This window comes from Pseudomonas wadenswilerensis, assembly GCF_900497695.1.
Classification (GTDB): Bacteria; Pseudomonadota; Gammaproteobacteria; order Pseudomonadales; family Pseudomonadaceae; genus Aquipseudomonas; species Aquipseudomonas wadenswilerensis.
In genome coordinates this window covers 165,079-186,630 of sequence record NZ_UIDD01000001.1, presented here as the reverse complement: position 1 = coordinate 186,630, position 21,552 = coordinate 165,079, and the positions used below count along the sequence as shown (strand labels likewise).

The 21,552-nt window shown below is 62.2% G+C and carries 17 protein-coding genes; 10 read left to right on the top strand and 7 right to left on the bottom strand.

Annotated elements, in window-relative coordinates; genetic code table 11:
• Window positions 1-108 precede the first annotated feature (108 nt).
• A complete protein-coding gene (locus tag CCOS864_RS00900; RefSeq protein ID WP_115084625.1) occupies window positions 109-1,155 on the top strand; it encodes a histone deacetylase family protein in 1,047 nt (348 codons plus the stop codon).
• Window positions 1,152-2,252 carry a polyamine ABC transporter substrate-binding protein gene (locus CCOS864_RS00895; protein WP_115084624.1) on the top strand — a complete coding sequence of 367 codons (1,101 nt, stop codon included), beginning with the start codon at window positions 1,152-1,154 and terminating at the stop codon, window positions 2,250-2,252. Before CCOS864_RS00900 ends, CCOS864_RS00895 begins: the two co-directional genes overlap by 4 nt.
• A 3-nt stretch (window positions 2,253-2,255) precedes the next feature.
• Here CCOS864_RS00895 and pdxR read toward each other — a convergent pair whose 3' ends face one another.
• Window positions 2,256-3,785, bottom strand: coding sequence for a MocR-like pyridoxine biosynthesis transcription factor PdxR (gene pdxR, locus CCOS864_RS00890; RefSeq protein WP_115084623.1), 1,530 nt, complete (start codon window positions 3,783-3,785; stop codon window positions 2,256-2,258).
• A gap of 90 nt (window positions 3,786-3,875) precedes the next feature.
• On the opposite strand from pdxR, the gene CCOS864_RS00885 reads away from it, so the two are divergent.
• The 3 genes from CCOS864_RS00885 to CCOS864_RS00875 are packed head-to-tail and all read left to right on the top strand — an operon-like array spanning window position 3,876 to window position 5,645.
• On the top strand, window positions 3,876-4,505 hold the full coding sequence (locus tag CCOS864_RS00885; RefSeq protein WP_115084622.1) for an FMN-binding negative transcriptional regulator: 630 nt from the start codon (window positions 3,876-3,878) through the stop codon (window positions 4,503-4,505).
• 12 nt (window positions 4,506-4,517) lie between these two features.
• Window positions 4,518-4,964, top strand: a complete 447-nt coding sequence (locus CCOS864_RS00880; protein ID WP_115084621.1) for a GNAT family N-acetyltransferase — start codon at window positions 4,518-4,520, stop codon at window positions 4,962-4,964.
• Between the two features lie 15 nt (window positions 4,965-4,979).
• Window positions 4,980-5,645 carry a GNAT family N-acetyltransferase gene (locus tag CCOS864_RS00875; protein ID WP_115084620.1) on the top strand — a complete coding sequence of 222 codons (666 nt, stop codon included), beginning with the start codon at window positions 4,980-4,982 and terminating at the stop codon, window positions 5,643-5,645.
• A 67-nt stretch (window positions 5,646-5,712) separates the two neighbouring features.
• On the opposite strand, the gene oadA is transcribed toward CCOS864_RS00875, so the two are convergent.
• Window positions 5,713-7,521, bottom strand: a complete 1,809-nt coding sequence (gene oadA, locus CCOS864_RS00870) for a sodium-extruding oxaloacetate decarboxylase subunit alpha (RefSeq protein ID WP_115084619.1) — start codon at window positions 7,519-7,521, stop codon at window positions 5,713-5,715.
• Window positions 7,522-7,531: 10 nt separating this feature from the next.
• Window positions 7,532-8,947 (bottom strand): acetyl-CoA carboxylase biotin carboxylase subunit, encoded by a 1,416-nt coding sequence (locus CCOS864_RS00865; protein ID WP_010222792.1) that lies wholly within the window; start codon window positions 8,945-8,947, stop codon window positions 7,532-7,534.
• A 201-nt stretch (window positions 8,948-9,148) separates the two neighbouring features.
• Between CCOS864_RS00865 and CCOS864_RS00860 the strand changes: the two genes are divergently transcribed.
• Window positions 9,149-10,096 (top strand): LysR family transcriptional regulator, encoded by a 948-nt coding sequence (locus CCOS864_RS00860; RefSeq protein ID WP_162471128.1) that lies wholly within the window; start codon window positions 9,149-9,151, stop codon window positions 10,094-10,096.
• Here the strand turns inward: CCOS864_RS00860 and CCOS864_RS00855 are convergent.
• On the bottom strand, window positions 10,038-10,256 hold the full coding sequence (locus CCOS864_RS00855; RefSeq protein ID WP_026001293.1) for a PA3496 family putative envelope integrity protein: 219 nt from the start codon (window positions 10,254-10,256) through the stop codon (window positions 10,038-10,040). The two genes, CCOS864_RS00860 and CCOS864_RS00855, sit on opposite strands and share 59 nt — an antisense overlap.
• Window positions 10,257-10,399: 143 nt before the next feature.
• The gene (gene hexR, locus CCOS864_RS00850; RefSeq protein ID WP_010222789.1) at window positions 10,400-11,266 is read right to left on the bottom strand and encodes a transcriptional regulator HexR; all 867 of its coding nucleotides are present in this window, start codon (window positions 11,264-11,266) and stop codon (window positions 10,400-10,402) included.
• Window positions 11,267-11,370: 104 nt separating this feature from the next.
• Between hexR and zwf the strand changes: the two genes are divergently transcribed.
• The gene (zwf, locus tag CCOS864_RS00845; RefSeq protein WP_115084618.1) at window positions 11,371-12,813 is read left to right on the top strand and encodes a glucose-6-phosphate dehydrogenase; all 1,443 of its coding nucleotides are present in this window, start codon (window positions 11,371-11,373) and stop codon (window positions 12,811-12,813) included.
• Here the strand turns inward: zwf and CCOS864_RS00840 are convergent.
• The gene (locus CCOS864_RS00840; RefSeq protein ID WP_115084617.1) at window positions 12,810-15,680 is read right to left on the bottom strand and encodes an EAL domain-containing protein; all 2,871 of its coding nucleotides are present in this window, start codon (window positions 15,678-15,680) and stop codon (window positions 12,810-12,812) included. The genes zwf and CCOS864_RS00840 overlap by 4 nt on opposite strands.
• A gap of 223 nt (window positions 15,681-15,903) precedes the next feature.
• Between CCOS864_RS00840 and uvrD the strand changes: the two genes are divergently transcribed.
• The 3 genes from uvrD to CCOS864_RS00825 all read left to right on the top strand — a co-directional run bounded on the left by uvrD (window position 15,904) and on the right by CCOS864_RS00825 (window position 19,641).
• Window positions 15,904-18,087 carry a DNA helicase II gene (gene uvrD, locus CCOS864_RS00835; RefSeq protein ID WP_115084616.1) on the top strand — a complete coding sequence of 728 codons (2,184 nt, stop codon included), beginning with the start codon at window positions 15,904-15,906 and terminating at the stop codon, window positions 18,085-18,087.
• A 179-nt stretch (window positions 18,088-18,266) separates the two neighbouring features.
• Window positions 18,267-19,121 carry a Tim44 domain-containing protein gene (locus CCOS864_RS00830; RefSeq protein WP_115084615.1) on the top strand — a complete coding sequence of 285 codons (855 nt, stop codon included), beginning with the start codon at window positions 18,267-18,269 and terminating at the stop codon, window positions 19,119-19,121.
• 112 nt (window positions 19,122-19,233) lie between these two features.
• Window positions 19,234-19,641: an SMI1/KNR4 family protein gene (locus CCOS864_RS00825; RefSeq protein ID WP_115084614.1), complete on the top strand. Its 408-nt coding sequence runs from the start codon at window positions 19,234-19,236 to the stop codon at window positions 19,639-19,641.
• A 134-nt stretch (window positions 19,642-19,775) separates the two neighbouring features.
• Here CCOS864_RS00825 and CCOS864_RS00820 read toward each other — a convergent pair whose 3' ends face one another.
• Entirely contained in the window at window positions 19,776-21,536 is a 1,761-nt protein-coding gene (locus CCOS864_RS00820; RefSeq protein WP_115084613.1) for a cation:proton antiporter, read from the bottom strand.
• Window positions 21,537-21,552: the final 16 nt, after the last annotated feature.

Here is a 21,552-nt window from a genome sequence, read left to right as displayed (position 1 = left end):
GGACAACCAGGTTGGCCATATTGATCCCCTTTTGGCCGTTTCCGTCGTTCTGCCCCGGACCCGCGCCACCAACAATGGAGCGACGCCAGTGACCCGGAGAACAACAAAATGCTGACGATCTATTCCGATGACCACCGCCTGCACCACGGCCGCTGCGAGCTGATCGACGGGCAACTGATGCCCTGCTTCGAGATGCCCTCGCGCGCCGACCATGTTCTGGAGCGGGTAAAAACCCGCGAGCTGGGCGCAATCAAGGGCCCTGCCGATTTTGGCCGCGCGCCCTTGCTGCGCGTGCACAGTGCCGATTACCTGAACTTCTTCGAAGGTGCCTGGCAGCGCTGGACCCAACTGGGCCACGAAGGCGACCTGCTGCCCTTCACCTGGCCGGCGCGCACCCTGCGCAGCGTCAAACCCACCGGCCTGCATGGCGAACTCGGTTACTACAGCTTCGATGCCGGCGCGCCGATTACCGCTGGCACCTGGCAAGCGGCCTACAGCGCCGCGCAAGTGGCCCTGACCGCCCAGGCTGCGATCCAGGCCGGCGCCCACAGCGCCTTCGCCCTCTGCCGACCACCGGGACATCACGCCGCCAGTGACGTCATGGGTGGCTACTGCTACCTGAACAACGCCGCCATTGCCGCCCAGGCGTTCCTCGACCAGGGCCGGCGCAAGGTGGCAATCCTCGATGTCGACTACCATCACGGCAACGGTACCCAGGAAATCTTCTACCAGCGCCGTGACGTGTTCTTCGCTTCGATTCACGGTGATCCGCAGGCCGAGTTTCCATTTTTCCTCGGCTATGCCGACGAGCAAGGCGAAGGTGAAGGCCTGGGCTGCAACGTCAACTATCCGCTGCCTGCCGGTAGCGACTGGCCGACCTGGAGCAAGGCCCTGGATGTGGCCTGTGAACGCATCGCCGCCTATGGCCCGGACGTGCTGGTGATTTCCCTGGGCGTCGACACCTTCAAGGACGACCCGATTTCCCAGTTCAAGCTCGACAGCCCCGACTACCTGAAGATGGGCGAACGCATCGCCCGCCTCGGCAAGCCGACGCTGTTCGTCATGGAAGGTGGTTATGCCGTCGAGGAAATCGGTATCAACGCGGTGAACGTACTCGAAGGTTTCGAACGCGCCCAACAGGAAGCTCAAGCATGACCCGACTCAAGCGCCTGCTCGCCCCCCTGCTCTGCAGCACCCTGCTCGCCGGTAGCCTGGAAGCTGCCGAACAACGCACCCTGCGGGTCTACAACTGGTTCGACTACATCACCCCGCAAACCCTGGTGGACTTCCAGAAAGATAGCCAGGTCAAACTCATCTACGACATCTTCGACACCAACGAAGCCCTGGAAGCCAAGCTGCTGACCGGCAACTCCGGCTACGACGTGGTGGTGCCGTCCAACGTGTTCCTGGCCAAGCAGATCGAAGCCGGGGTGTTCCAGCCGCTGGACCGCAGCAAGCTGCCGAACTGGCAGCACCTGGACCCGAAACTGATGAAGCTGATCGAGGCCAACGACCCCGGCAACAAGTTCGCCGTGCCGTATATGTACGGCACCGTGCTGATCGGCTTCAACCCGGCCAAGGTCAAGGCGGCGCTGGGCGACAATGCTCCGGTCGACAGCTGGGACCTGATCTTCAAAGAAGAGAACATCGCCAAGCTCAAGCAGTGCGGCGTGGCCTTGCTCGACTCGCCGTCGGAGATCCTGCCGCTGGCCTTGCAGTACCTGGGCCTGCCACCGAATAGCACGAAGCCGGCGGACTACAAAAAGGCTGAAGAACTGCTGCTGAAAATCCGCCCGCACGTCACCTACTTTCACTCCTCGAAGTACATGGCCGACATAGCCAATGGCGACATCTGCGTGGCCGTGGGCTACTCCGGCAGCTTCTCCCAGGCGGCCAACCGCGCCACTGAAGCGAAGAACGGCGTGGTGGTCGATATGCGCCTGCCCAAGGAAGGCGCGCCGATCTGGTTCGACATGCTGGCGATCCCCAAAGGAGCGGCAAATGCGCAAGATGCCTACACCTTCATCAACTACCTGCTGCAACCGAAGGTGATCGCGCCCATCAGCGACTTTGTCGGTTACCCGAACCCGAACAAGGACGCCACCGAGTTGGTTGCCCCGGCCATCCGCAACAACCCCAACCTTTACCCGACAGAAGAGGCCATGGCCAAGCTCTACACCCTGCAACCGCTGCCGCGGGATGCGGAGCGGGCGCGCACCCGCGCCTGGACCAAGATCAAGGCCGGGACCTGATCGTCACTCACGCCAGGCCCGGTGCAAGCGGGCCAGGGCGTCGGCAATAGCGGCTTCGTCCACTGCGGCGAAGCCCAATACCAGGCCAGCACGCTTATCCACAGGGGTGAGCGAGTCCGGCAGCCAGTAATCGCTCAGGGCGTTGAGCTCGACGCCCACCGTTTCTGCACGGGCAATGAGTTCCTGCTCGCGGGCGAAACTCTCGACATCGACTTTCACATGCAGCCCCGCTGAAACTTCGGGCATCGGCCCAAGACCGGGAACATCAACCGCCCAGCCGGCCTTCAATGCGTTGCGCCGGTTCAACGCAGCTCGGCGCATGCGCCGGATATGCCGCTGAAAATGCCCCTGGGCCATGAACTGCGCCATTACCGCCTGGGTGCCCACCTCCGAATGCCGCACCGCCAGCGCCCGGCAGCGGGAAAACGCCTGCACCAGTTGCCTGGGCAATACCAGGTAGCCCAGGCGCAGCGCCGGGAAGGCAATCTTGCCGAAGGTCCCGACGTACAACACCCGCCCGGCACGATCCAATGCCGCGAGCGGCGCCAGTGGGTCACCGCTGTAGCGGTACTCGCCGTCGTAGTCGTCCTCGATGATCCAGCCGTCCCTGCGCTCGGCCCAGGCCAGCAGTTCCAGGCGTCGGGCCAGGCTCATGGTGACCCCGGTCGGGTACTGGTGGGACGGCGTCACGTAACTGAGGCGGCAATGTTCCACGGCATTGAGCGCTGTGCAGTCCAGACCTTCGTGATCCACCCCTACACCCTGCACCTTTGCCCCGGTCAGCGCGAAGGCATTGCCGGCGGCACGGTAACCGGGGTTTTCCACAGCAACTACCTCACCAGGCTCCAGTAGCAGCTGTGCACAAAGGCTGATTGCCTGCTGCGCGCCACTGGTGATCACAATTTGTTCACCCGTGCAGGAAAGCCCACGAGATCGGCGCAAATAGGTGGCGATCAGCTCTCGAAGTTGCGGCTCGCCTGCAGGATCACCATACCCAAGCGCAGCAGCTCCGGGATTTCGCCAGAAACCCGCCTGCAGCTTGGCCCAGACGTCGAACGGGAACAGGTCGAACGCCGGCAACCCGACGCGAAAAGCCCGCGGCGGACCGCTTTTAGGTTCCGGCAAATGGTTGTTTTCCAGACGGATAAAAGGACCACTGTGGATAAGTTTACTGGATAAAACCTCAGTGCTTTCAGCGGTTTTTGTGGATAACCCTGTGGAAAAACCCAGGGATAACCCTGTGGATACTTTTGTGGATAATTTTGGCAGCTGACTGACATAGGTGCCATCGCCGACCCGGCTTTCGATAAAGCCTTCGGCGTACAACTGGTCATAGGCACGCACCACACTGTTGCGTGACAGCGCCAGCGCCGCCGCCATGTCGCGGCTGGCCGGCAGGCGCGTACCACTGCTCAGGCGGCCGTCCAGCACCCGCATGCGCAGGGCCTGATAAAGCTGGCGGCTGAGTCCCTGGCGGCGATCAAGAACGATGCCCGTTGGGTCGAACGGCAAGGTGAAGGGACGCTCGCTCATGACAATGGACCTATGAAATTAGCTGGAAATGGCTCTTACCATAGGCCAATAGCCTGCCTAGGATTGAGCCATTCGCCAAGGACAATCCATATGTTCACACCTTCGAGCCACAAGGAAACCGATCTCGACCGCCTGCATCAGCAGATCGAACAAACGCGCCTCGCCGTGCTGGTCACCCACGGCGCCCAAGGTTTGCAGGCCAGCCACCTGCCCTTGCTGCTGGATCGCAGCCAGGGCAGCAACGGCACCCTGTACGGCCACTTCGCCCGCGCCAACAAGCAATGGCAGGAGCTGGCCAACGGCGCCGAGGCGCTGGTGGTGTTTGCCGGGCCTGATGCTTACGTCAGCGCCGGCTACTATCCCAGCAAAGTCGACGACCCGCGTACGGTGCCGACCTGGAACTACGTGACGGTGCACGCCTGGGGCAAGGCCGAGGTGTATCACGACGCCGAGCACCTGCTGGCTATCGTCCAGCGCCTGAGCGATCACCATGAACAGCGCCAGTCCAAACCCTGGTCAGTGGATGAGGCGCCGGCCGACTACATGGCCGGCATGCTCAAGGCGATCGTCGGCTTCGCCCTGCCCATCGAACGCCTGCAAGGCACACGCAAACTCAGCCAGAACCGTTCGGCCATCGATATCGAAGGCGTGCGCAACGGCCTGGCCAACAGCACCGACCCCCTGGACAACCAACTGGCCGCCCTGATGGGCCAACCTTGAAGGAACATACCTATGCCTGGCGTAACCATCCGTCCCGTCACTGCCGATGATCACACTGCCTGGCTGCCGCTGTGGCAGGCTTATCAACGCTTCTACGAAACCCGGATCGCCGACGAGGTCAGCGCCGTGGCCTGGGAGCGTATGCTCGACCCAAACGAACCCACCAACGCCGCGTTGGCCTGGGTCGACGGCAAGGCGCTGGGCATGGTTCACTGGATCTATCACCGCTCCAACTGGAGCATCGAGAATTCCTGCTACCTGCAAGACCTGTACGTGCACAGCGAACAACGGGGCCTGGGTGTCGGCCGCCAACTGATCGAACACGTCTACGCTACGGCAAAGGCGGCAGGTTGCGCCAAGGTGCACTGGCTGACCCACGAAACCAATGCCACGGCCATCAGCCTGTACGAACAGGTTGCCGAGCGGCCCGGCTTCATCCAGTTCCGCAAACCGCTGTAAGCCAGAGGAGCCACCATGAGCAGCCCATTGAACTGGCATCCGGCCAAGCGCCCACAACCTGCAACACTGACCGGGCGCTTCGTGCGCCTGGAGAAACTCGACCCCAAACGCGACACCGAAGACCTCTGGGAAGTGTTCCAGGGCCCCCGGGCCGATAACAAACTGTGGGATTACCTGGCCTACGGTCCGTTCAGCGAACGCGAGGATTTCGATCACTGGCTCGACACCAACGCCGCCAGCAGCGATCCGCTGTTCTATAGCGTCATCGACCTTGCCAACGGCCAGACCCAGGGCATCCTCAGCCTGATGTCGATCGTTCCTGACCAGGGCCGCATCGAGATTGGTCATATCGCCTTCGGCGCCGCCATGCAACGCACGCCCAAGGGCAGCGAGGCCGTCTACCTGCTCGGCAAGCTGGCGTTCGCGCTGGGCAACCGCCGCCTGGAATGGAAGTGCAACAACGACAACGCCCGCTCCAAGCGTGCCGCGCTACGCTTTGGCTTCACCTTCGAAGGGGTGTTTCGCAAGCACATGGTGATCAAGGACCGTAACCGCGACACGGCCTGGTTCTCGATTACCGATGATGAATGGCCTGCGATTGCGGCGGGGTTCGAGCGCTGGTTGGCGGAGGATAACCAGCGGCCCGAGGGGCAGGTGCGAACACTGCAAGCGTGCCGCTAGGAGCGGGCAAAAAAAGGGGAGCATACGCCCCCCAGAGGTTAACCGCTTGTAGATGAGGGCGTGAAAATCAGCCCTCGATCTCGATCAGGATCTCGCCCGGGTTGACCCGGTCGCCCTTGGCCACATGAATGGCGGTGACCTTGCCGGCAATCGCGGCCTGCACTTCGGTCTCCATCTTCATTGCCTCGGTGATCAGCACTGGCTGGCCGGCCTTGACCATGTCGCCTTCCTTGACCAGCACATCGACGATGTTGCCCGGCATGGTGGTGCTGACATGGCCCGGCGCGCTGGCCTGCTTGCGTTTGCTGCTGCCGCCGCCGACGAACTCGTTGAGCGGCTCGAACACCACTTCTTCCGGCATGCCGTCGATGGACAGGTAGAAGTGGCGCTTGCCTTCGGCCTTGACGCCAACACCGGTGATGTCCACCCGGTAGGTTTCGCCGTGCACGTCGATGACAAACTCGGTCGGTACGCCTTCGCCACCAGCCGAAGCCACAGCGCCTGCTTCCGGAATCGGCAGCAGCACTTCAGGGGTCAGGGTGCCGGCCTCACGCTCCTCGAGGAATTTGCGCCCGATGTCCGGGAACATGGCGTAGGTCAGTACGTCTTCTTCCGACTTGGCCAGGGCGCCAATGTCGTTGCGCAGCTTGGTCATTTCTGGCTTGAGCAGGTCGGCCGGACGGACGTCGATGACTTCTTCGCTGCCGATGGCCTGGCGCCGCAGGTTTTCGTCGACCACACCCGGGGCCTTGCCGTAGCCGCCTTGCAGGTACAGCTTCACCTCGTTGGTGATGGTCTTGTAGCGCTCGCCGGCGAGCACGTTGAAGAACGCCTGGGTGCCGACGATCTGCGAAGTCGGGGTCACCAGTGGCGGGAAGCCGAGGTCTTCGCGGACCCGCGGGATTTCCGCCAGCACTTCGTTCATGCGGTTGAGCGCGCCCTGCTCCTTGAGCTGGTTGGCCAGGTTGGAAATCATCCCGCCCGGAACCTGGTTGACTTGCACGCGGGTATCGACAGCGGTGAACTCGCTTTCGAACTGGTGGTACTTCTTGCGCACGGCATAGAAGTACAGGCCGATTTCCTGCAGCAGTTCCAGGCTCAGGCCAGTGTCGAATTCGCTGCCCTTGAGGGCCGCGACCATCGACTCGGTGCCCGGGTGGCTGGTGCCCCAGGCAAAGCTGGAGATGGCGGTGTCGATATGATCGGCGCCGTTCTCGATAGCTTTGAGCTGGCACATGGCAGCCAGGCCGGCGGTGTCGTGGGAGTGGACGAACACCGGCAGCGACTGCTCGGCCTTCAGCGCCTTGACCAGCTCGCCGGTGGCGTACGGGGTCAACAGGCCGGCCATGTCCTTGATCGCCACCGAGTCGCAACCCATCGCTTCCATCTGCTTGGCCTGGGCGACGAAAGCTTCGATGGTGTGCACGGGGCTGGTGGTGTAGGCGATGGTGCCTTGGGCATGCTTGCCAGCGGCCTTCACCGCTTCGATGGCCACGCGCAGGTTGCGCACGTCATTCATGGCGTCGAAGATGCGGAACACGTCAATGCCGTTGACCGCCGCCTTGGCGACGAAGGCTTTGACCACGTCATCGCTGTAGTGGCGGTAGCCGAGCAGGTTCTGCCCGCGCAGGAGCATCTGCAGGCGGGTGTTGGGCAGTGCCGCGCGCAGCTTGCGCAGGCGCTCCCACGGGTCTTCCTTGAGGAAGCGCACGCAGGCGTCGAAGGTTGCGCCACCCCAGACTTCCAGCGACCAGTAGCCGACCTTGTCGAGCTTGTCGCAGATCGGCAGCATGTCTTCGGTACGCATGCGGGTGGCCAGCAGGGACTGGTGGGCGTCGCGCAGGATTGTGTCGGTTACAAAGATCTTCTTGGACATTATGGGTTCCTCACAGGCCTGCGTGGGCGGCGATGGCGGCAGCGATGGCCAGGGCCAGCTCTTCGGGTTTGCGCTTGATCGAGTAGTTGGTCAGTTCCGGGTGGCTTTCAACGAAGCTGGTATTGAACTGACCGCTGCGGAATTCCGGATTGCGCAGGATTTCCTGGTAGTAGGCGGCGGTGGTCTTCACCCCTTGTACGCGCATGTCGTCCAGGGCACGCAGGCCACGGTCCATGGCTTCTTCCCAGGTCAGCGCCCAGACCACCAGTTTCAGGCACATCGAATCGTAGAACGGTGGAATGGTGTAGCCGGTATAGATCGCCGTGTCGGTGCGCACACCGGGGCCGCCGGGCGCGTAGTAGCGGGTGATCTTGCCGAAGCTGGGCAGGAAGTTGTTCTTCGGGTCTTCGGCATTGATCCGGAACTGCAGGGCGAAGCCGCGGTGCTGGATGTCTTCCTGCTTGACCGAGAGCGGCAGGCCGGAGGCAATGCGGATCTGCTCGCGAACGATATCGATGCCGGTGATTTCTTCGGTGATGGTGTGTTCCACCTGCACCCGGGTGTTCATCTCCATGAAGTACACCTCGCCATCGGCGAGCAGGAACTCCACGGTGCCGGCGTTCTCGTAACCCACGGCCTTGGCCGCGCGTACCGACAGGTCGCCGATGTAGGCGCGCTGTTCGGGGGTCAGTTGCGGGCTCGGGGCGATTTCGATGAGTTTCTGGTTGCGCCGCTGGATCGAGCAGTCGCGCTCGAACAGGTGCACGACGTTGCCGAAGCTGTCGCCGAGAATTTGCGCCTCGATGTGTTTCGGGTTGACGATGCATTTTTCCAGGAACACCTCCGCAGAACCAAAGGCCTTGGTCGCTTCGGAGATCACCCGCGGGAAAGCCTGTTCCAGCTCTTCACGACTGTTGCAGCGACGAATACCACGGCCGCCACCGCCGGAAGTGGCCTTGAGCATCACCGGATAACCGATGCGGTCGCCTTCGAGCAGCGCTTCATGGATGTCGGCGACGTTGCCCTCGGTGCCCGGGGTGACCGGCACGCCGGCCTTGATCATGCTGCGGCGGGCTTCGGTCTTGTCACCCATGCGGCGAATGACTTCCGCCGAAGGGCCAATGAATTTGATTCCACGTTCGGCGCAGATGTCCGCAAGTTCAGCGTTCTCAGACAGAAAACCATAACCGGGATGCAGCGCATCACAACCGGTTTCCACGGCCAGGTTCACCAGCTTGCGCGGGTTCAGGTAGCCGGCCAGGGGCTCGGCACCAATGCTGTGGGCCTCATCGGCACGTTTGACGTGCAAGGCATGGCGGTCGGCGTCTGAGTAGATCGCCACGGAACGGATGCCCATCTCGGCGCAGGCACGCACGATTCGAACAGCAATTTCACCGCGGTTGGCGATCAGGATCTTTTTTATCACTGGAGTATTCCCAAGGCCGCTAGAACAAACGAGCCGGCAACGCCGGTCGGCGCGTGACCAATCGTCGCTGGCAAGTCGCATCTTTACCCTAGCGCTGTCTCTGGATAAACAAAAATCAATATTTATTAGGGTGTGCATAAGCAAAAGCTTATAGTGCTGTTACAAGGTTTTGCCGGGGCTTGAGAAATGCGTAAGTCATTGATGCGTATGACATTGCGTCAACTTCAGATCTTCAATGAGGTCTGTGATTTGCGTTCCTACAGCCGGGCGGCCGAGGAGATGAACCTGACGCAACCCGCCGTTAGTCTACAAATCCGTCAACTCGAAGAACTGGTTGGCCAGCCGCTGTTCGAGTACGTCGGCAAAAAGCTCTACCTGACCGACGCCGCCGAAGCGCTGCAGCGCGCTAGCCGCGACATCTTCGGGCGCCTGGAGAGCCTCGACATGCAGCTCTCGGACATGCAGGGCTCGCTGCAGGGGCAACTGAAGCTGGCGGTCGAATCCAGCGCCAAGTACTTCGTTCCGCACCTGTTCGCCGCCTTCAAACGCCTGCACCCGGAGGTCAATCTTACCCTCACGGTAGTCAACCGGGCCCAGGCCATCCGTCGCCTCTCGGACAACCGTGATGACCTGATCATCATGTCCATGGTGCCCCAGGACATGGGCCTGGAGTTCCTGCCGTTCCTGAATAATCCGATCGTTGCCGTGGCACCGCCCGATCACCCGCTGTGCAAGCTCGACAGCCTGCGCCTGCAGGACCTTGAGCCGCACACGCTATTAGTGCGCGAACAGGGCTCGGGCACGCGCAAGGCTTGCGAAGAGTACTTCAAGGAAAAGCGCGTGCACTTCACCCAGACGTTGGAGGTGGCCTCGGCCGATGCCCAGCGCGAATGCGTGATCGCAGGCCTGGGTATCGCCCTGCTGACCCGTCACGCCCTGAACCTGGAACTGGCGACCGGCGTGCTGCGCGAACTGCCGGTCGAAGAGCTGCCACTGTACCGCAGTTGGTGCGTGGTGCAGTCCAAGGCCAAGCGGCAGTCGCCGGTGGCCCTGGCCTTTTTAGCGTTCATTCGTAGCGAACGTGCACAGATCAGCGGGCTTGTTGAGCGTTTCTCGGGGATTCTGCCGCCGATACCTGCCACACGCTGAGGGTCTGCAAGTCGGCGTAATCGGTGATCTCCTGCAGCAGGCGGCGCTGCTCGGAGTAGCTTTCGATCGCGCGGCGGAACTCCATGCGGCGCTGGTCTTTTTCCTGCTGTTTGCGGGATTTGGCGTTGGGTTGGTACGAGCCATCGAATTCACGAGCCATTGCATATCTCCCTTTTCGAGTGCGGGAGCTTCAGCTTGACGTCGTGGCATTACGGTTTGGCGGCGGGCCAATGACAAATCAATGAACCTCTAGCAGCGGGCTTGCCCCGCGATTCGCGGGGCAGCCCGCTCCTAGAGGATGTATCAGTCGTCCATCGCCTTGATCGACTTGGGCGACAAACGCAGGCTGCGCAAGCTGCGCTTGACGCTCTTGAGGTGGTTGACCAGGCTCGGCCCGCGGGCCATGGCCACGCCCATGGCCAGCACGTCGATCACCACCAGGTGGGCAATACGCGAGGTCAGCGGGGTGTAGATCTCGGTGTCTTCGTGCACGTCGATGGCCAGGTTGACGGTCGACAGCTCCGCCAATGGCGTCTGGCTCGGGCACAGGGTAATCAGCGTGGCGCCGCTTTCACGCACCAGGTTGGCGGTGATCAGCAGGTCCTTGGAGCGCCCCGACTGGGAAATGCAGATGGCCACATCGCCAGGCTTGAGAGTAACCGCCGACATTGCCTGCATATGCGGGTCGGAATACGCCGCCGCCGTCAGCAGCAGGCGGAAGAACTTGTGCTGGGCATCGGCCGCTACCGCGCCAGAGGCACCAAAACCGTAGAACTCGACGCGCTGGGCCTGGGCCATGGCGGTCACCGCACGCTGCAAGGCCTGTGGATCGAGGTGCTCGCGCACTTCCATCAGGGTATGCAGGGTGGTGTCGAAGATCTTCAGGCTGTAGTCGGCAACCGAGTCGTCCTCATGAATGGCGAACTGGCCGAAACTTGCGCCCGCCGCCAGGCTCTGGGCCAGCTTGAGCTTGAGGTCCTGGAACCCGGAACAACCGATCGCACGGCAAAAACGCACGATGGTCGGCTCGCTGATGCCGACGCTGTGGGCAAGGTCGGCCATGGAGCTATGCATGACGGCCGCAGGATCAAGCAGCACGTGATCGGCAACCTTGAGTTCCGATTTGCGTAGCAGATGGCGCGACTGGGCGATGTGTTGCAACAGATTCAAGGGCAGGACTCGGTTATGATCGACTGACCGGGTTGTAGCTTTCTTGTAGTTATACTACATGACCGGCGACCCGCCCAGCTAAACGAACTAGGAGAGTGGTGGTATTGACTATCCCTTGCGACATCATGGTGTTCGGCGGCACCGGTGACCTGGCCCTGCACAAACTGCTTCCGGCGCTCTACCACCTGTATCGCGAGGCTCGCCTACACCCCGCCGTGCGCATCATCGCCCTGGCCCGCAGCAATCTGCCACGCAATGAATTCCTCAAGCTCGCCGAACGCCGTTGCCGGGCGCAGATCGCCCGTGCCGACTTCGATGAAGATGTCTGGGCGCGCTTCTCTGCCCGCCTCGACTACTTCCCCATGGACGCCTCGCAAAGCGCCGATTTTGTCCGTCTGGCACGGTTTCTGGGTGAGGCCGGCGGCCTGACCCGGATCTACTACCTGGCCACCGCACCCAACCTGTTCGTGCCAATTGCCAACCACCTCAAAGTCGCAGGCTTGGCCGATCACGATGCGCGCATCGTGCTGGAAAAACCGATCGGCCACTCGCTGGAGTCGGCGACGGCAATCAACGAGGCCTTCGGCGCCGTTTTCGCCGAGTCGCAGGTGTTTCGTATCGATCACTACCTGGGCAAGGAAACCGTGCAGAACCTCATGGCCCTGCGCTTCGCCAATGCCCTGCTCGAGCCCGTGTGGCGCAACAACCAGGTCGATCATGTGCAGATCAGCGTCTGTGAAACCCTCGGTGTAGAGAACCGCGGCGCCTACTACGATCGCGCCGGCGCCACTCGCGACATGCTGCAGAATCACTTGCTGCAGCTGCTCTGCCTGGTGGCCATGGAGCCACCGGCACAGTTCGAGGCCGAAGCGGTACGCGACGAGAAGGTGAAGATCCTCAAGGCCCTGCAACCGATCACTGGCCAGGATGTGCAGGACAAGACCGTGCGCGGCCAGTACAGCGCCGGCAAGATCGGCGGCCAGGAAGTTCCGGCCTACTACTTCGAGAAAGATGTCGACAACGACAGCGATACCGAGACCTTCGTCGCCGTAGAAGCGCATATCAACAACTGGCGCTGGGCCGGCGTGCCCTTCTACTTGCGTACCGGCAAGCGCCTGGCCAAGCGTTCGTCGCAGATCGTCATCCAGTTCAAGCCGGTGCCCCATCGCCTGTTCGAAGGTGATCAGGCCAACCAACTGCTGATTCAACTACAACCCGATGAGCGCATCAGCCTGCAGATGATGACCAAGACCCCCGGCAAGGGCATGCGCCTGGAGCCGGTGGAACTGAACCTCAACCTGGCCCAGGTGTTCGGCCAGACCCGTCGCTGGGACGCCTATGAGCGGCTGTTGCTGGATGTGCTCGAAGGCGACTCGACGCTGTTCATGCGCCGTGACGAGGTCGAGGCGGCCTGGGCCTGGATCGACCCGATCCTCACTGGCTGGCAGGAGCACTTCCAGGCCCCACGCCCCTACCATGCCGGCAGCAACGGCCCGGACCAGGCGCACAGCCTGCTGGCGCACCAGGGCCGCGCCTGGCACCTTTAAAAGCTGTAGCGGCTGGCCAGTAACCCGGCCAGCTCCTGCGCCGGTACCGGTCGGCTGATCAGATAGCCCTGCACTTCATTGCAGCCTTGCTTGCGCAGGAAATCCAGCTGTTCATGGGTCTCGACGCCCTCGGCCACCACCTGCAGGTCCAGGCTCTGGGCCATGGCGATGATTGCCCGGGTAATGGCCGCGTCTTCGCTACCCTCGCTCAGGCCACGGATAAAGGCCTGATCGATTTTCACGTAATCCACCGGGAAGCGCTTGAGGTAGCTGAGCGATGAATAGCCGGTGCCGAAGTCGTCGATCGCCAGCTTTACCCCCAGTTCGTGTAACTGGCGGAAGGTGGCGATGATGTGCTCGACGCTGTCGAGCAACTGGCTCTCGGTCAGCTCCAGTTCCAGCAGGTGCGGGGCCAGGCCGCTTTCCTCCAGCACCTGGCGCACCAGGCTGACCAGCTTGCCCTGACGCAACTGATAGACCGACAGGTTCACCGACACGCGGATCGGCTCCAGACCCATGCGCTGCCACTCGCAGGCCTGCCAGCAAGCCTGGCGCAAGACGAACTCGCCCATCGGCGCAATCAGCCCGGTTTCTTCGGCCAGGCCGATGAAGTCCGACGGCGGCACCATGCCCCACTGCGGATGCTGCCAGCGCACCAGCGCCTCGGCTGCATGCAGACGGCCAGTGGCCAGACACAACTTGGGTTGGTAGTAGACCTGCAATTGGCGCTCTTCGATGGCCTTGCGCAGGTGGTTCTCCAACTGCAGGCGCTGCAGGGTGCTGGCCTGCAGGCTCTCGGTGTAGAACTGGAAGTTATCGCCCCCCAGGTGCTTGGCGTGTTGCATGGCGGTATTGGCCTGGCTGACCAACACCGTGACATCCCGCGAGGTGTCGGCCAGCAGGCTGATGCCCACCGAAGCGCTGATCACCAGCTCGTGGCCATCGACCCGCAGCGGCACACGCAATTTGTCGAGCAGGCGGCTGGCGACCCGCACCAGGCTCGACAGGTTGCTATAGGCATCGAACAGCACGGCAAACTCGTCGCCGGAAAGCCGCGCCACCGTGTCGGCCTCGGGCATGGCATTGCTGATGCGCTGGGCCATCTGCTTGAGCAAATGGTCGGCAACTTCATGGCCAAGGCTGTCATTGAGCAGCTTGAAGCGGTCCAGGTCGATGTGCAGCAGCGCCAGCCCGCGCCCGCTCTGACGCAGGCGCTCACCGGCCTCATGCAGGCGCAGGCGGAACAAGGCGCGGTTGGCGAGGCCCGTCAGCTCGTCATAGTGGGCCAGGTAACGCAGGCGCTCCTCGGACTCGCGGCGTGCCGACAGGTCGGTAAAGAAGCCGACGATGCTGGTCAGGTTGCCGCGGGCATCGCGCACGCCGTTAAGCTGCAGCCACTGTGGATAAAGCTCACCGTTCTTGCGCGCCTCGACCAGCTCACCCTGCCAGCTGCCCTGCTGCTCCAGCGCCAGTTCGATGGCCTGGGAATGCCGGCGTGCATCCCGGCTGCACGGCAGCTCCAGCAAACGGCCCTGGAGCAGTTCTTCGCGGTTGTAGCCGGTAACCCGGCAAAAGGCCTGATTGACCGCCAGCAACACATAGTCAGGATCGAGAATCACGATGCCTTCGCTGGCCGCTTCGAATACGGTGGCGGCCAGGCGCTGTTGTTCTTCCTGGGCTTTTTGCGCGCTGATATCGCGGCGGGTGCCGAGCATACGCAACACCCGCCCGCTGGCATCGCGCTCCACCGCCCGACCACGGTCTTCGATCCAGCACCAGTGGCCCTGGCGGTGACGCACCCGGTAGTCGATGCGGTAATCCTCGCTGCGACCCTTGAGGTGTTCGACCAGGGTGCGCTTGAGCAGCGGCACGTCATCGGGATGCAGCCGTGGCTTGAGGTGCGCGAGCATTTCCTGGACCTGTTCAGGCTCCAGGCCGAACAATTCACGCAATTGGGTATGGTGGATCTCGTCGGTTTCCAGGTTCCAGTCCCACAGCCCCAGTTCGCTGGCCTCCAGGGCCAGGGCCAGGCGCTGTTCGCTCTTGCTCAGCGCCTGGTTGGCAACATCGAGCTCCTGGCTGCGCTGGGCGACGCGCGACTCAAGTCCCACTTGCGCCTCGCGCAGTTGTTCCTCGATCAACCGACGCTGCTCGACCTCCCCGGCCAATGCCTGGTTAAGTCGTTCGCTGCGGCTTTGCGCAGCTTGCAGGTGCTCGATCAGTTCCTGATTCTGAAAGCGCCGCAACAGCCCACGCTCGATCAGCCGGTTGACCTGCCAGGCCACCACTGACAAGGCGATCAATAGAATCAGCCCAAGCCAGCCCCAGCCGCGCTGCTGTTCATCGCCATTCCAGAACAGGAAGGCAATCGGCGGCAGCAGGCAGGGCAAGGTAAAACTGAGGAAGGCCGGCAGGCTGACGGCATAGGCAACGCTGGCCGATAGCGTCGCCGCCCCCAGCAGGCCAAACACCCAGGCCTGCTGCACGAAGTTATCCACAGGCACCAGGGCTATTGCCGCGCTGGCCAGGGTCAGGCCGCTGAAAGCCGAACCGAGCAGGAACATTCGCCACCAGCTGGGCTGGGCCTGACGATCGGGCATGGCGGCATCGAAGGCGGCGACCTGAATCACCCGCAACGCCACCAGGGCCATCAGCCAGACGATCCACACGCTGACCAAAAGGTAGCGCGCCGGGCTCCAGAGCAACCAGGCACAGACCAGACCATTGAGCAGCATGAACAGGGTCGGCAGCAACGAGCCCTGGTATAGCAGGCGGGTGCGCTCGACAGCCAGTTGGGTTGCGAAGTGTTTGCGAATACTCCGGCGCGCTTCGGAAGGGGCGCTCATGGAGTCGGAACCGAGTGTCATAGGCAGTGTTCTTGTAATGGTTAGCCTTAAACGTGCACGGAGCATACACAAGCAAGCCCCCGGGCCAAACTGCTCTGGATCATAATTATTTCATCGCATTTCCCGACGGCAGGCGCTCAAGCGCGCAGGCCTTGGGCTGCAGCCGGTGACCGGCCGGTCGTCAGTGGCAAGTTTTTCTACTGTATATTTGCCCAAGGGTCGTCTGCGCCCCTAAAATGGCCGGATGCGCGATGATCTCTCTCTCCTGTTGAACTCTCTCAACGACGCCCAACGCCAGGCTGTAGCTGCGCCGGTCGGTCGTCAGTTGGTCCTGGCCGGTGCCGGCTCCGGCAAGACCCGTGTGCTGGTGCACCGCATCGCCTGGTTGATCCAGGTCGTGCAGGCCTCGCCGCACTCGATCCTGTCGGTGACCTTCACCAACAAGGCCGCTGCCGAGATGCGCCAGCGTATCGAACAGCTGATGGGCATCAACCCGGCCGGCATGTGGGTAGGCACCTTCCACGGCCTGGCGCACCGCCTGTTGCGCGCGCACTGGCAAGAGGCGGGGCTGAACCAGAACTTCCAGATCCTCGACAGCGACGACCAGCAGCGCCTGGTCAAGCGGGTAATCCGCGAGCTGGGCCTGGATGAACAGCGCTGGCCGGCGCGCCAGGCGCAATGGTTCATCAACGGCCAGAAAGACGAAGGCCTGCGCCCGCAACATATCCAGGCCAGTGGTGACCTGTTCCTGGGCACCATGCGCAGCATCTATGAAGCCTACGAGGCAGCCTGCCAGCGCGCCGGCGTCATCGACTTCTCCGAGCTGCTGCTGCGCGCCCTGGACCTGTGGCGCGACCACCCCGGCCTGCTCGAACACTACCAGCGGCGCTTCCGCCATGTGCTGGTCGACGAGTTCCAGGATACCAACGCCGTGCAGTACGCCTGGCTGCGACTGCTGGCCAAGGGTGGCGACAGCCTGATGGTGGTCGGCGACGACGACCAGTCGATTTACGGCTGGCGCGGCGCCAAGATCGAGAACATCCACCAGTACACGGCCGACTTCCCCGACGCCGAGCTGATCCGCCTGGAGCAGAACTACCGCTCCACCGCCGGCATCCTCAAGGCGGCCAACGCCCTGATTGCTAACAATAGCGGGCGTTTGGGCAAAGAGCTGTGGACCGACGGTGGCGATGGCGAGCCGCTGAGCCTGTACGCCGCCTTCAACGAACACGACGAAGCCCGCTACGTGGTCGAGAGCATCGAAAGCGCGCTCAAGACCGGCCTGGCCCGCAACGATATCGCCATCCTTTATCGCTCCAACGCCCAGTCGCGGGTGCTTGAAGAAGCGCTGCTGCGCGAACGCATTCCTTACCGCATCTATGGTGGTCAGCGCTTCTTCGAGCGCGCCGAGATCAAGAACGCCATGGCCTACCTGCGTCTGCTTGAAGGCCGCGGCAACGACGCCGCCCTTGAGCGGGTAATCAACGTACCTCCGCGTGGCATCGGCGAGAAAACCGTCGAAGCGATTCGCGAGCACGCGCGCCACGCCCAGGTCTCGATGTGGGAATCGATGAGCCTGCTGATCGCCAACAAGGCGCTCAAAGGCCGCGCTGCCAGTGCCCTGGGCGCGTTCATGGAAATGATCGAAAACCTTGCTGCCAAGGTCCTGGAGATGCCCCTGCACCTGATGACCCAGACGGTTATCGAGCAGTCCGGGCTGATCGTCTATCACCAGGAAGAAAAAGGCGAAAAAGGCCAGGCCCGGGTAGAAAACCTTGAGGAACTGGTCAGCGCCGCGCGCAACTTCGAAAACAGCGAAGAAGACGCCGAGCTTTCGCCATTGGCGGCGTTCCTCGGCCACGCCTCGCTGGAAGCCGGCGACGCCCAGGCCGACGAGCACGAAGACAGCATCCAGCTGATGACCCTGCACAGCGCCAAGGGCCTGGAATTCCCCCATGTGTTCCTGGTCGGCATGGAAGAAGGCCTGTTCCCGCACAAGATGAGCCTGGAAGAACCCGGCCGCTTGGAAGAAGAGCGCCGCCTGGCCTACGTCGGCATCACCCGCGCCATGCAGCAGTTGGTGATGACCTACGCCGAAACCCGCAGGTTGTATGGCAGCGAGACCTACAACAAGGTCTCGCGCTTCGTACGCGAGATTCCGACCGGCCTGGTTCAGGAAGTACGCTTGTCCAACAGCGTCAGCCGTCCGTTCGGCTCGGGCCAGCAGCAGAACTCGAGCAGCCTGTTTGCCAACGCCAACATCCCGCAGACCGCCTTCAATCTGGGCCAGCGGGTGCAGCACGCGGTATTCGGCGAAGGCGTGATCCTCAACTTCGAGGGTTCCGGCGCCCAGGCCCGGGTCCAGGTCAACTTCGCCGAGGGCAGCAAATGGCTGATGCTCGGTTACGCCAAGCTTGAGGCCCTGTAGGAGCGGGCTTGCCCCGTGATGCAATGTGACTTGCAAACCGCAAATCGCGGGGCAAGCCCGCTCCTACAGCGTATACAGACAATTCAGGCAAAAGCTGGAAACATTATGGCGCTGGTCATGTGTCCTACAACCTGTGCACCATGACGCGCGTGCAATCCACAAAACGGGAATACCCTTCTATGCAACGTTTTCTTAGCATCGCTTTGGCGCTGTGCATCGGCCTGACGATGAGTCTCGACGCCAACGCCAAACGCTTCGGCGGCGGCAAGAGCTCGGGCGCCGCGCCGACCCACCAGACCCGTCAGGCGGCCCCGGCTACTCCGGCTGCCTCGCCAACCGCGCCAGGTCGCGCACCTGCCGCTGCCAGCGGTGCTTCGCGCTGGCTCGGCCCACTGGCCGGTCTCGCCGCCGGTGGCCTGCTGGCCTCCATGTTCATGGGCGACGGCTTCCAGGGCATGCAGATCTTCGACATCCTGATCATGGCGCTGATCGCCTTCCTGGTGTTCCGCTTCATCGCCGCCCGTCGTCGCAAGCAGCAGCCACAAATGGCCGCCGCCGGCCACGCGCCATTCCAGCGTGAAGTGCACCAGCAGCCTGCCCAGCCGTCGATCTTCGGTGGTTCCGCTGCGCCTGCCGCCGCTGCCCGCCCGGTGATCAACGCCCCGGCCTGGTTCAACGAGCAGAGCTTCCTCGCGGCTGCCCGCAACCACTTCCAGTCGCTGCAGCAGCACTGGGACGCCAACGAAATGGACAAGATCGCCGAGTTCGTCACGCCGCAGATGCTGCAGTTCCTCAAGCAAGAGCGTGCTGACCTGGGTGATGCATTCCAGTCCACCTACATCGACGACCTGAACGTGCAGCTCGAAGGTGTCGACGACCGTGCCGACAAGACCATCGCCACCCTGACCTTCAGCGGTGTGTCGAAGACCTCGCGCTTCGACCAGGGCGAAGTGTTCAGCGAAAGCTGGAACATGGAACGCGCGCCGGGCGAAAACCAGCCTTGGCTGGTCGCCGGGATCCGTCAGAACGGCTGATCTTGAGGCATTGCACAAAAAAACCCCGGGCTTGTCCCGGGGTTTTGCTTTTAGCGCAGCGGGCTACTAGGGTATAACGCGCAGCGTGTCGTAAAGGTTAGAGGATAGAACCGTGGAAGAAGTCATCGAACAGCTCCGAGAAGCCAATGAACCGGTACCGGTGCCGCTGGAGTTGCCGGACGAAGACCAACTGGTCGAAATCGAAGAAGAGTTGTTCATCAACATTCCGTTCGTCTTCAAGGAATTCCTGCTGACGGTCAGCGACGTGGTCTACGGTAGCCTGGAGCCGGTCACCGTCACCGACTCGCAGTCGCATACCTACTTGCCGGACGTGGCAGCCAATGCCTGGGATGCCGGCGTGCCGCGCGACCTGATCCCGATCTGCCAGGATGGCGACGACTACTACTGCGTCGAAGAAGACGGCACCGTGGTGCTGTGGTCCGGTGAAGAAGAAATCGTTACCGAAGACAGCTGGGAATCGGTCTGGCACTGGGCGCGGGACGTCTGGCTGGAAAGCTGAATGAGAAATAACCGCATAAAATAATGGCTCTTGGCTATTAATGTTCGTAGAATCGCCACGCCTTCCTGCGCGTGGCGCTTCGCTACCGCTCCATCCCCTCGGACATTCGAACCGCCCCGCGCAGGAAGCGCCTCTTAGTGGTGGTTCTCCTGGTTGTTTTCCAGGGTCTCCAGCAAGGCGATCTGCATGCGTGTGTGCACGCGGATGAACCAGCGCCACAGCACTGCAACCACCACCGCCGCGACCACCACGATCAGTAACAGCAGCTCGCTGGTAGGCAGAATGCTGGCCGACAGCGCCGACAGCAGCAGGAAAATCACCAGCAGCGACAGCAGTGGGATCACCTCGGCAATCACCCGTCGAACCCGCTGGGTGTGCCGTCCGGCCATCTCCGGCTTGACCCCCATCTCCGCCAGCAGCATCGACAGCGCCTTGAGCTTGCGATACGCGGCGATCAGGAATGGCAGCGACAGCATCAGCGCCGCGCCCCAGATCAAGGCCTTCTGCTGGCCAACATCACTGACCCATTCGCTCAGGTAGTCACCAATGCGCGCGGCAAAATAGCCACCGCTGAAGAAGATCGCCACCACCAGCGCCAGGTTTACCCCCACCTGCAGCAGAATCCGTCGGATCATCGACGCCAGCAATGCCCCTTCGCCATGGGGCTGGATGCTGCGCAACCACTCGCCATACAGCGACAACACCCGCGACAGGCGCCCCGGCACGACCTTGGCCAGCTTCAACGACAGTGGGTCGGCAGCACGAATCAGGTAAGGCGTGAGCAGTGTGGTGATAGCCGAAACGGCTACCGCCACCGGGTACAAGAAGTCGCTGGTGACCTGCAGGGTCATGCCCAGTGCGGCGATGATGAAAGAGAATTCGCCAATCTGTGAAAGCCCCATCCCTACCCGTAGCGAGGTACGTCCGTCGTTACCGGCGATAAAGGCGCCCATGCCGCAGGACAGCATCTTGCCCAGCACCACGGCGATGGTGATGACCACGATCGGCCAGGCGTACTCGACCAGGATCGAAGGGTCGATCAGCAAGCCGATGGCGACGAAGAAGATGGCACTGAACAGGTCGCGAACCGGCTCGATCAGCCGCTCGATCTTCAGCAACTGACGCGACTCGGCCATGATCGCACCGATCAGGAAGGCACCCAGGACCATACTGTATTCAAGCTTGACCACCAGCAGGCAGAAGCCAAAACACAGGCCCAGGACGGTGATCAGCAGCATCTCGTTGCTTTCGAAACGGGCCACGTAAGCCAACAGGCGCGGCACCAGCAAAATGCCGATGACCAGGGCGACGATCATGAACAGCGACAGCTTGCCGACTGTGGAGAACACCTCGCCGGAGCTCACCGTACCACTGACGGCGATGCCCGAGAGCAAGGCGATGATGCCGATGCCAAGGATGTCCTCGACGATCAGCACGCCAAAGATCAGCTGGGCAAAGCGCTCGTTCTTCATCTTCAGGTCGTTGAGCGCCTTGACGATGATGGTGGTCGAGGAGATTGCCAGGATGGCACCGAGGAACAGCGAATCCATGGTGTTCCAGCCGAACCAGCGGCCGATCTCGAAGCCGATCCAGATCATCAGCACGATTTCCAGGAACGCGGCGATGAACGCCGTGGCCCCGACTTTGAACAACTTGCGCAGGCTGAACTCCAGCCCCAGGCAGAACATCAGGAAGATCACCCCGAGCTCGGCCAGGGTCTTGATCGTGTCTTCGTCGTGAATCAGGCCAAACGGTGGGGTGTGCGGGCCGATGATAAAGCCGGCAACAATGTAGCCAAGCACTACGGGCTGCTTGAAGCGGTGGAACAGGATAGTGACCACCCCGGCAACCAGCATGATCACTGCCAAATCCTGAATAAAGCTGATGGCATGCACGGCGTGGGACTCCTTA

Excerpts from the sequence above, each read along its gene's own strand:
- oadA (WP_115084619.1), bottom strand. The coding sequence starts at position 7,521 with ATGTCCAAGAAGATCTTTGTAACCGACACAATCCTGCGCGACGCCCAC.
- CCOS864_RS00840 (WP_115084617.1), bottom strand. The coding sequence starts at position 15,680 with ATGACACTCGGTTCCGACTCCATGAGCGCCCCTTCCGAAGCGCGCCGG.
- CCOS864_RS00855 (WP_026001293.1), bottom strand. The coding sequence starts at position 10,256 with ATGGCTCGTGAATTCGATGGCTCGTACCAACCCAACGCCAAATCCCGC.
- CCOS864_RS00895 (WP_115084624.1), top strand. The coding sequence starts at position 1,152 with ATGACCCGACTCAAGCGCCTGCTCGCCCCCCTGCTCTGCAGCACCCTG.
- CCOS864_RS00830 (WP_115084615.1), top strand. The coding sequence starts at position 18,267 with ATGCAACGTTTTCTTAGCATCGCTTTGGCGCTGTGCATCGGCCTGACG.
- CCOS864_RS00860 (WP_162471128.1), top strand. The coding sequence starts at position 9,149 with ATGCGTATGACATTGCGTCAACTTCAGATCTTCAATGAGGTCTGTGAT.
- CCOS864_RS00880 (WP_115084621.1), top strand. The coding sequence starts at position 4,518 with ATGCCTGGCGTAACCATCCGTCCCGTCACTGCCGATGATCACACTGCC.
- pdxR (WP_115084623.1), bottom strand. The coding sequence starts at position 3,785 with ATGAGCGAGCGTCCCTTCACCTTGCCGTTCGACCCAACGGGCATCGTT.
- CCOS864_RS00875 (WP_115084620.1), top strand. The coding sequence starts at position 4,980 with ATGAGCAGCCCATTGAACTGGCATCCGGCCAAGCGCCCACAACCTGCA.
- CCOS864_RS00885 (WP_115084622.1), top strand. The coding sequence starts at position 3,876 with ATGTTCACACCTTCGAGCCACAAGGAAACCGATCTCGACCGCCTGCAT.
- uvrD (WP_115084616.1), top strand. The coding sequence starts at position 15,904 with ATGCGCGATGATCTCTCTCTCCTGTTGAACTCTCTCAACGACGCCCAA.
- CCOS864_RS00900 (WP_115084625.1), top strand. The coding sequence starts at position 109 with ATGCTGACGATCTATTCCGATGACCACCGCCTGCACCACGGCCGCTGC.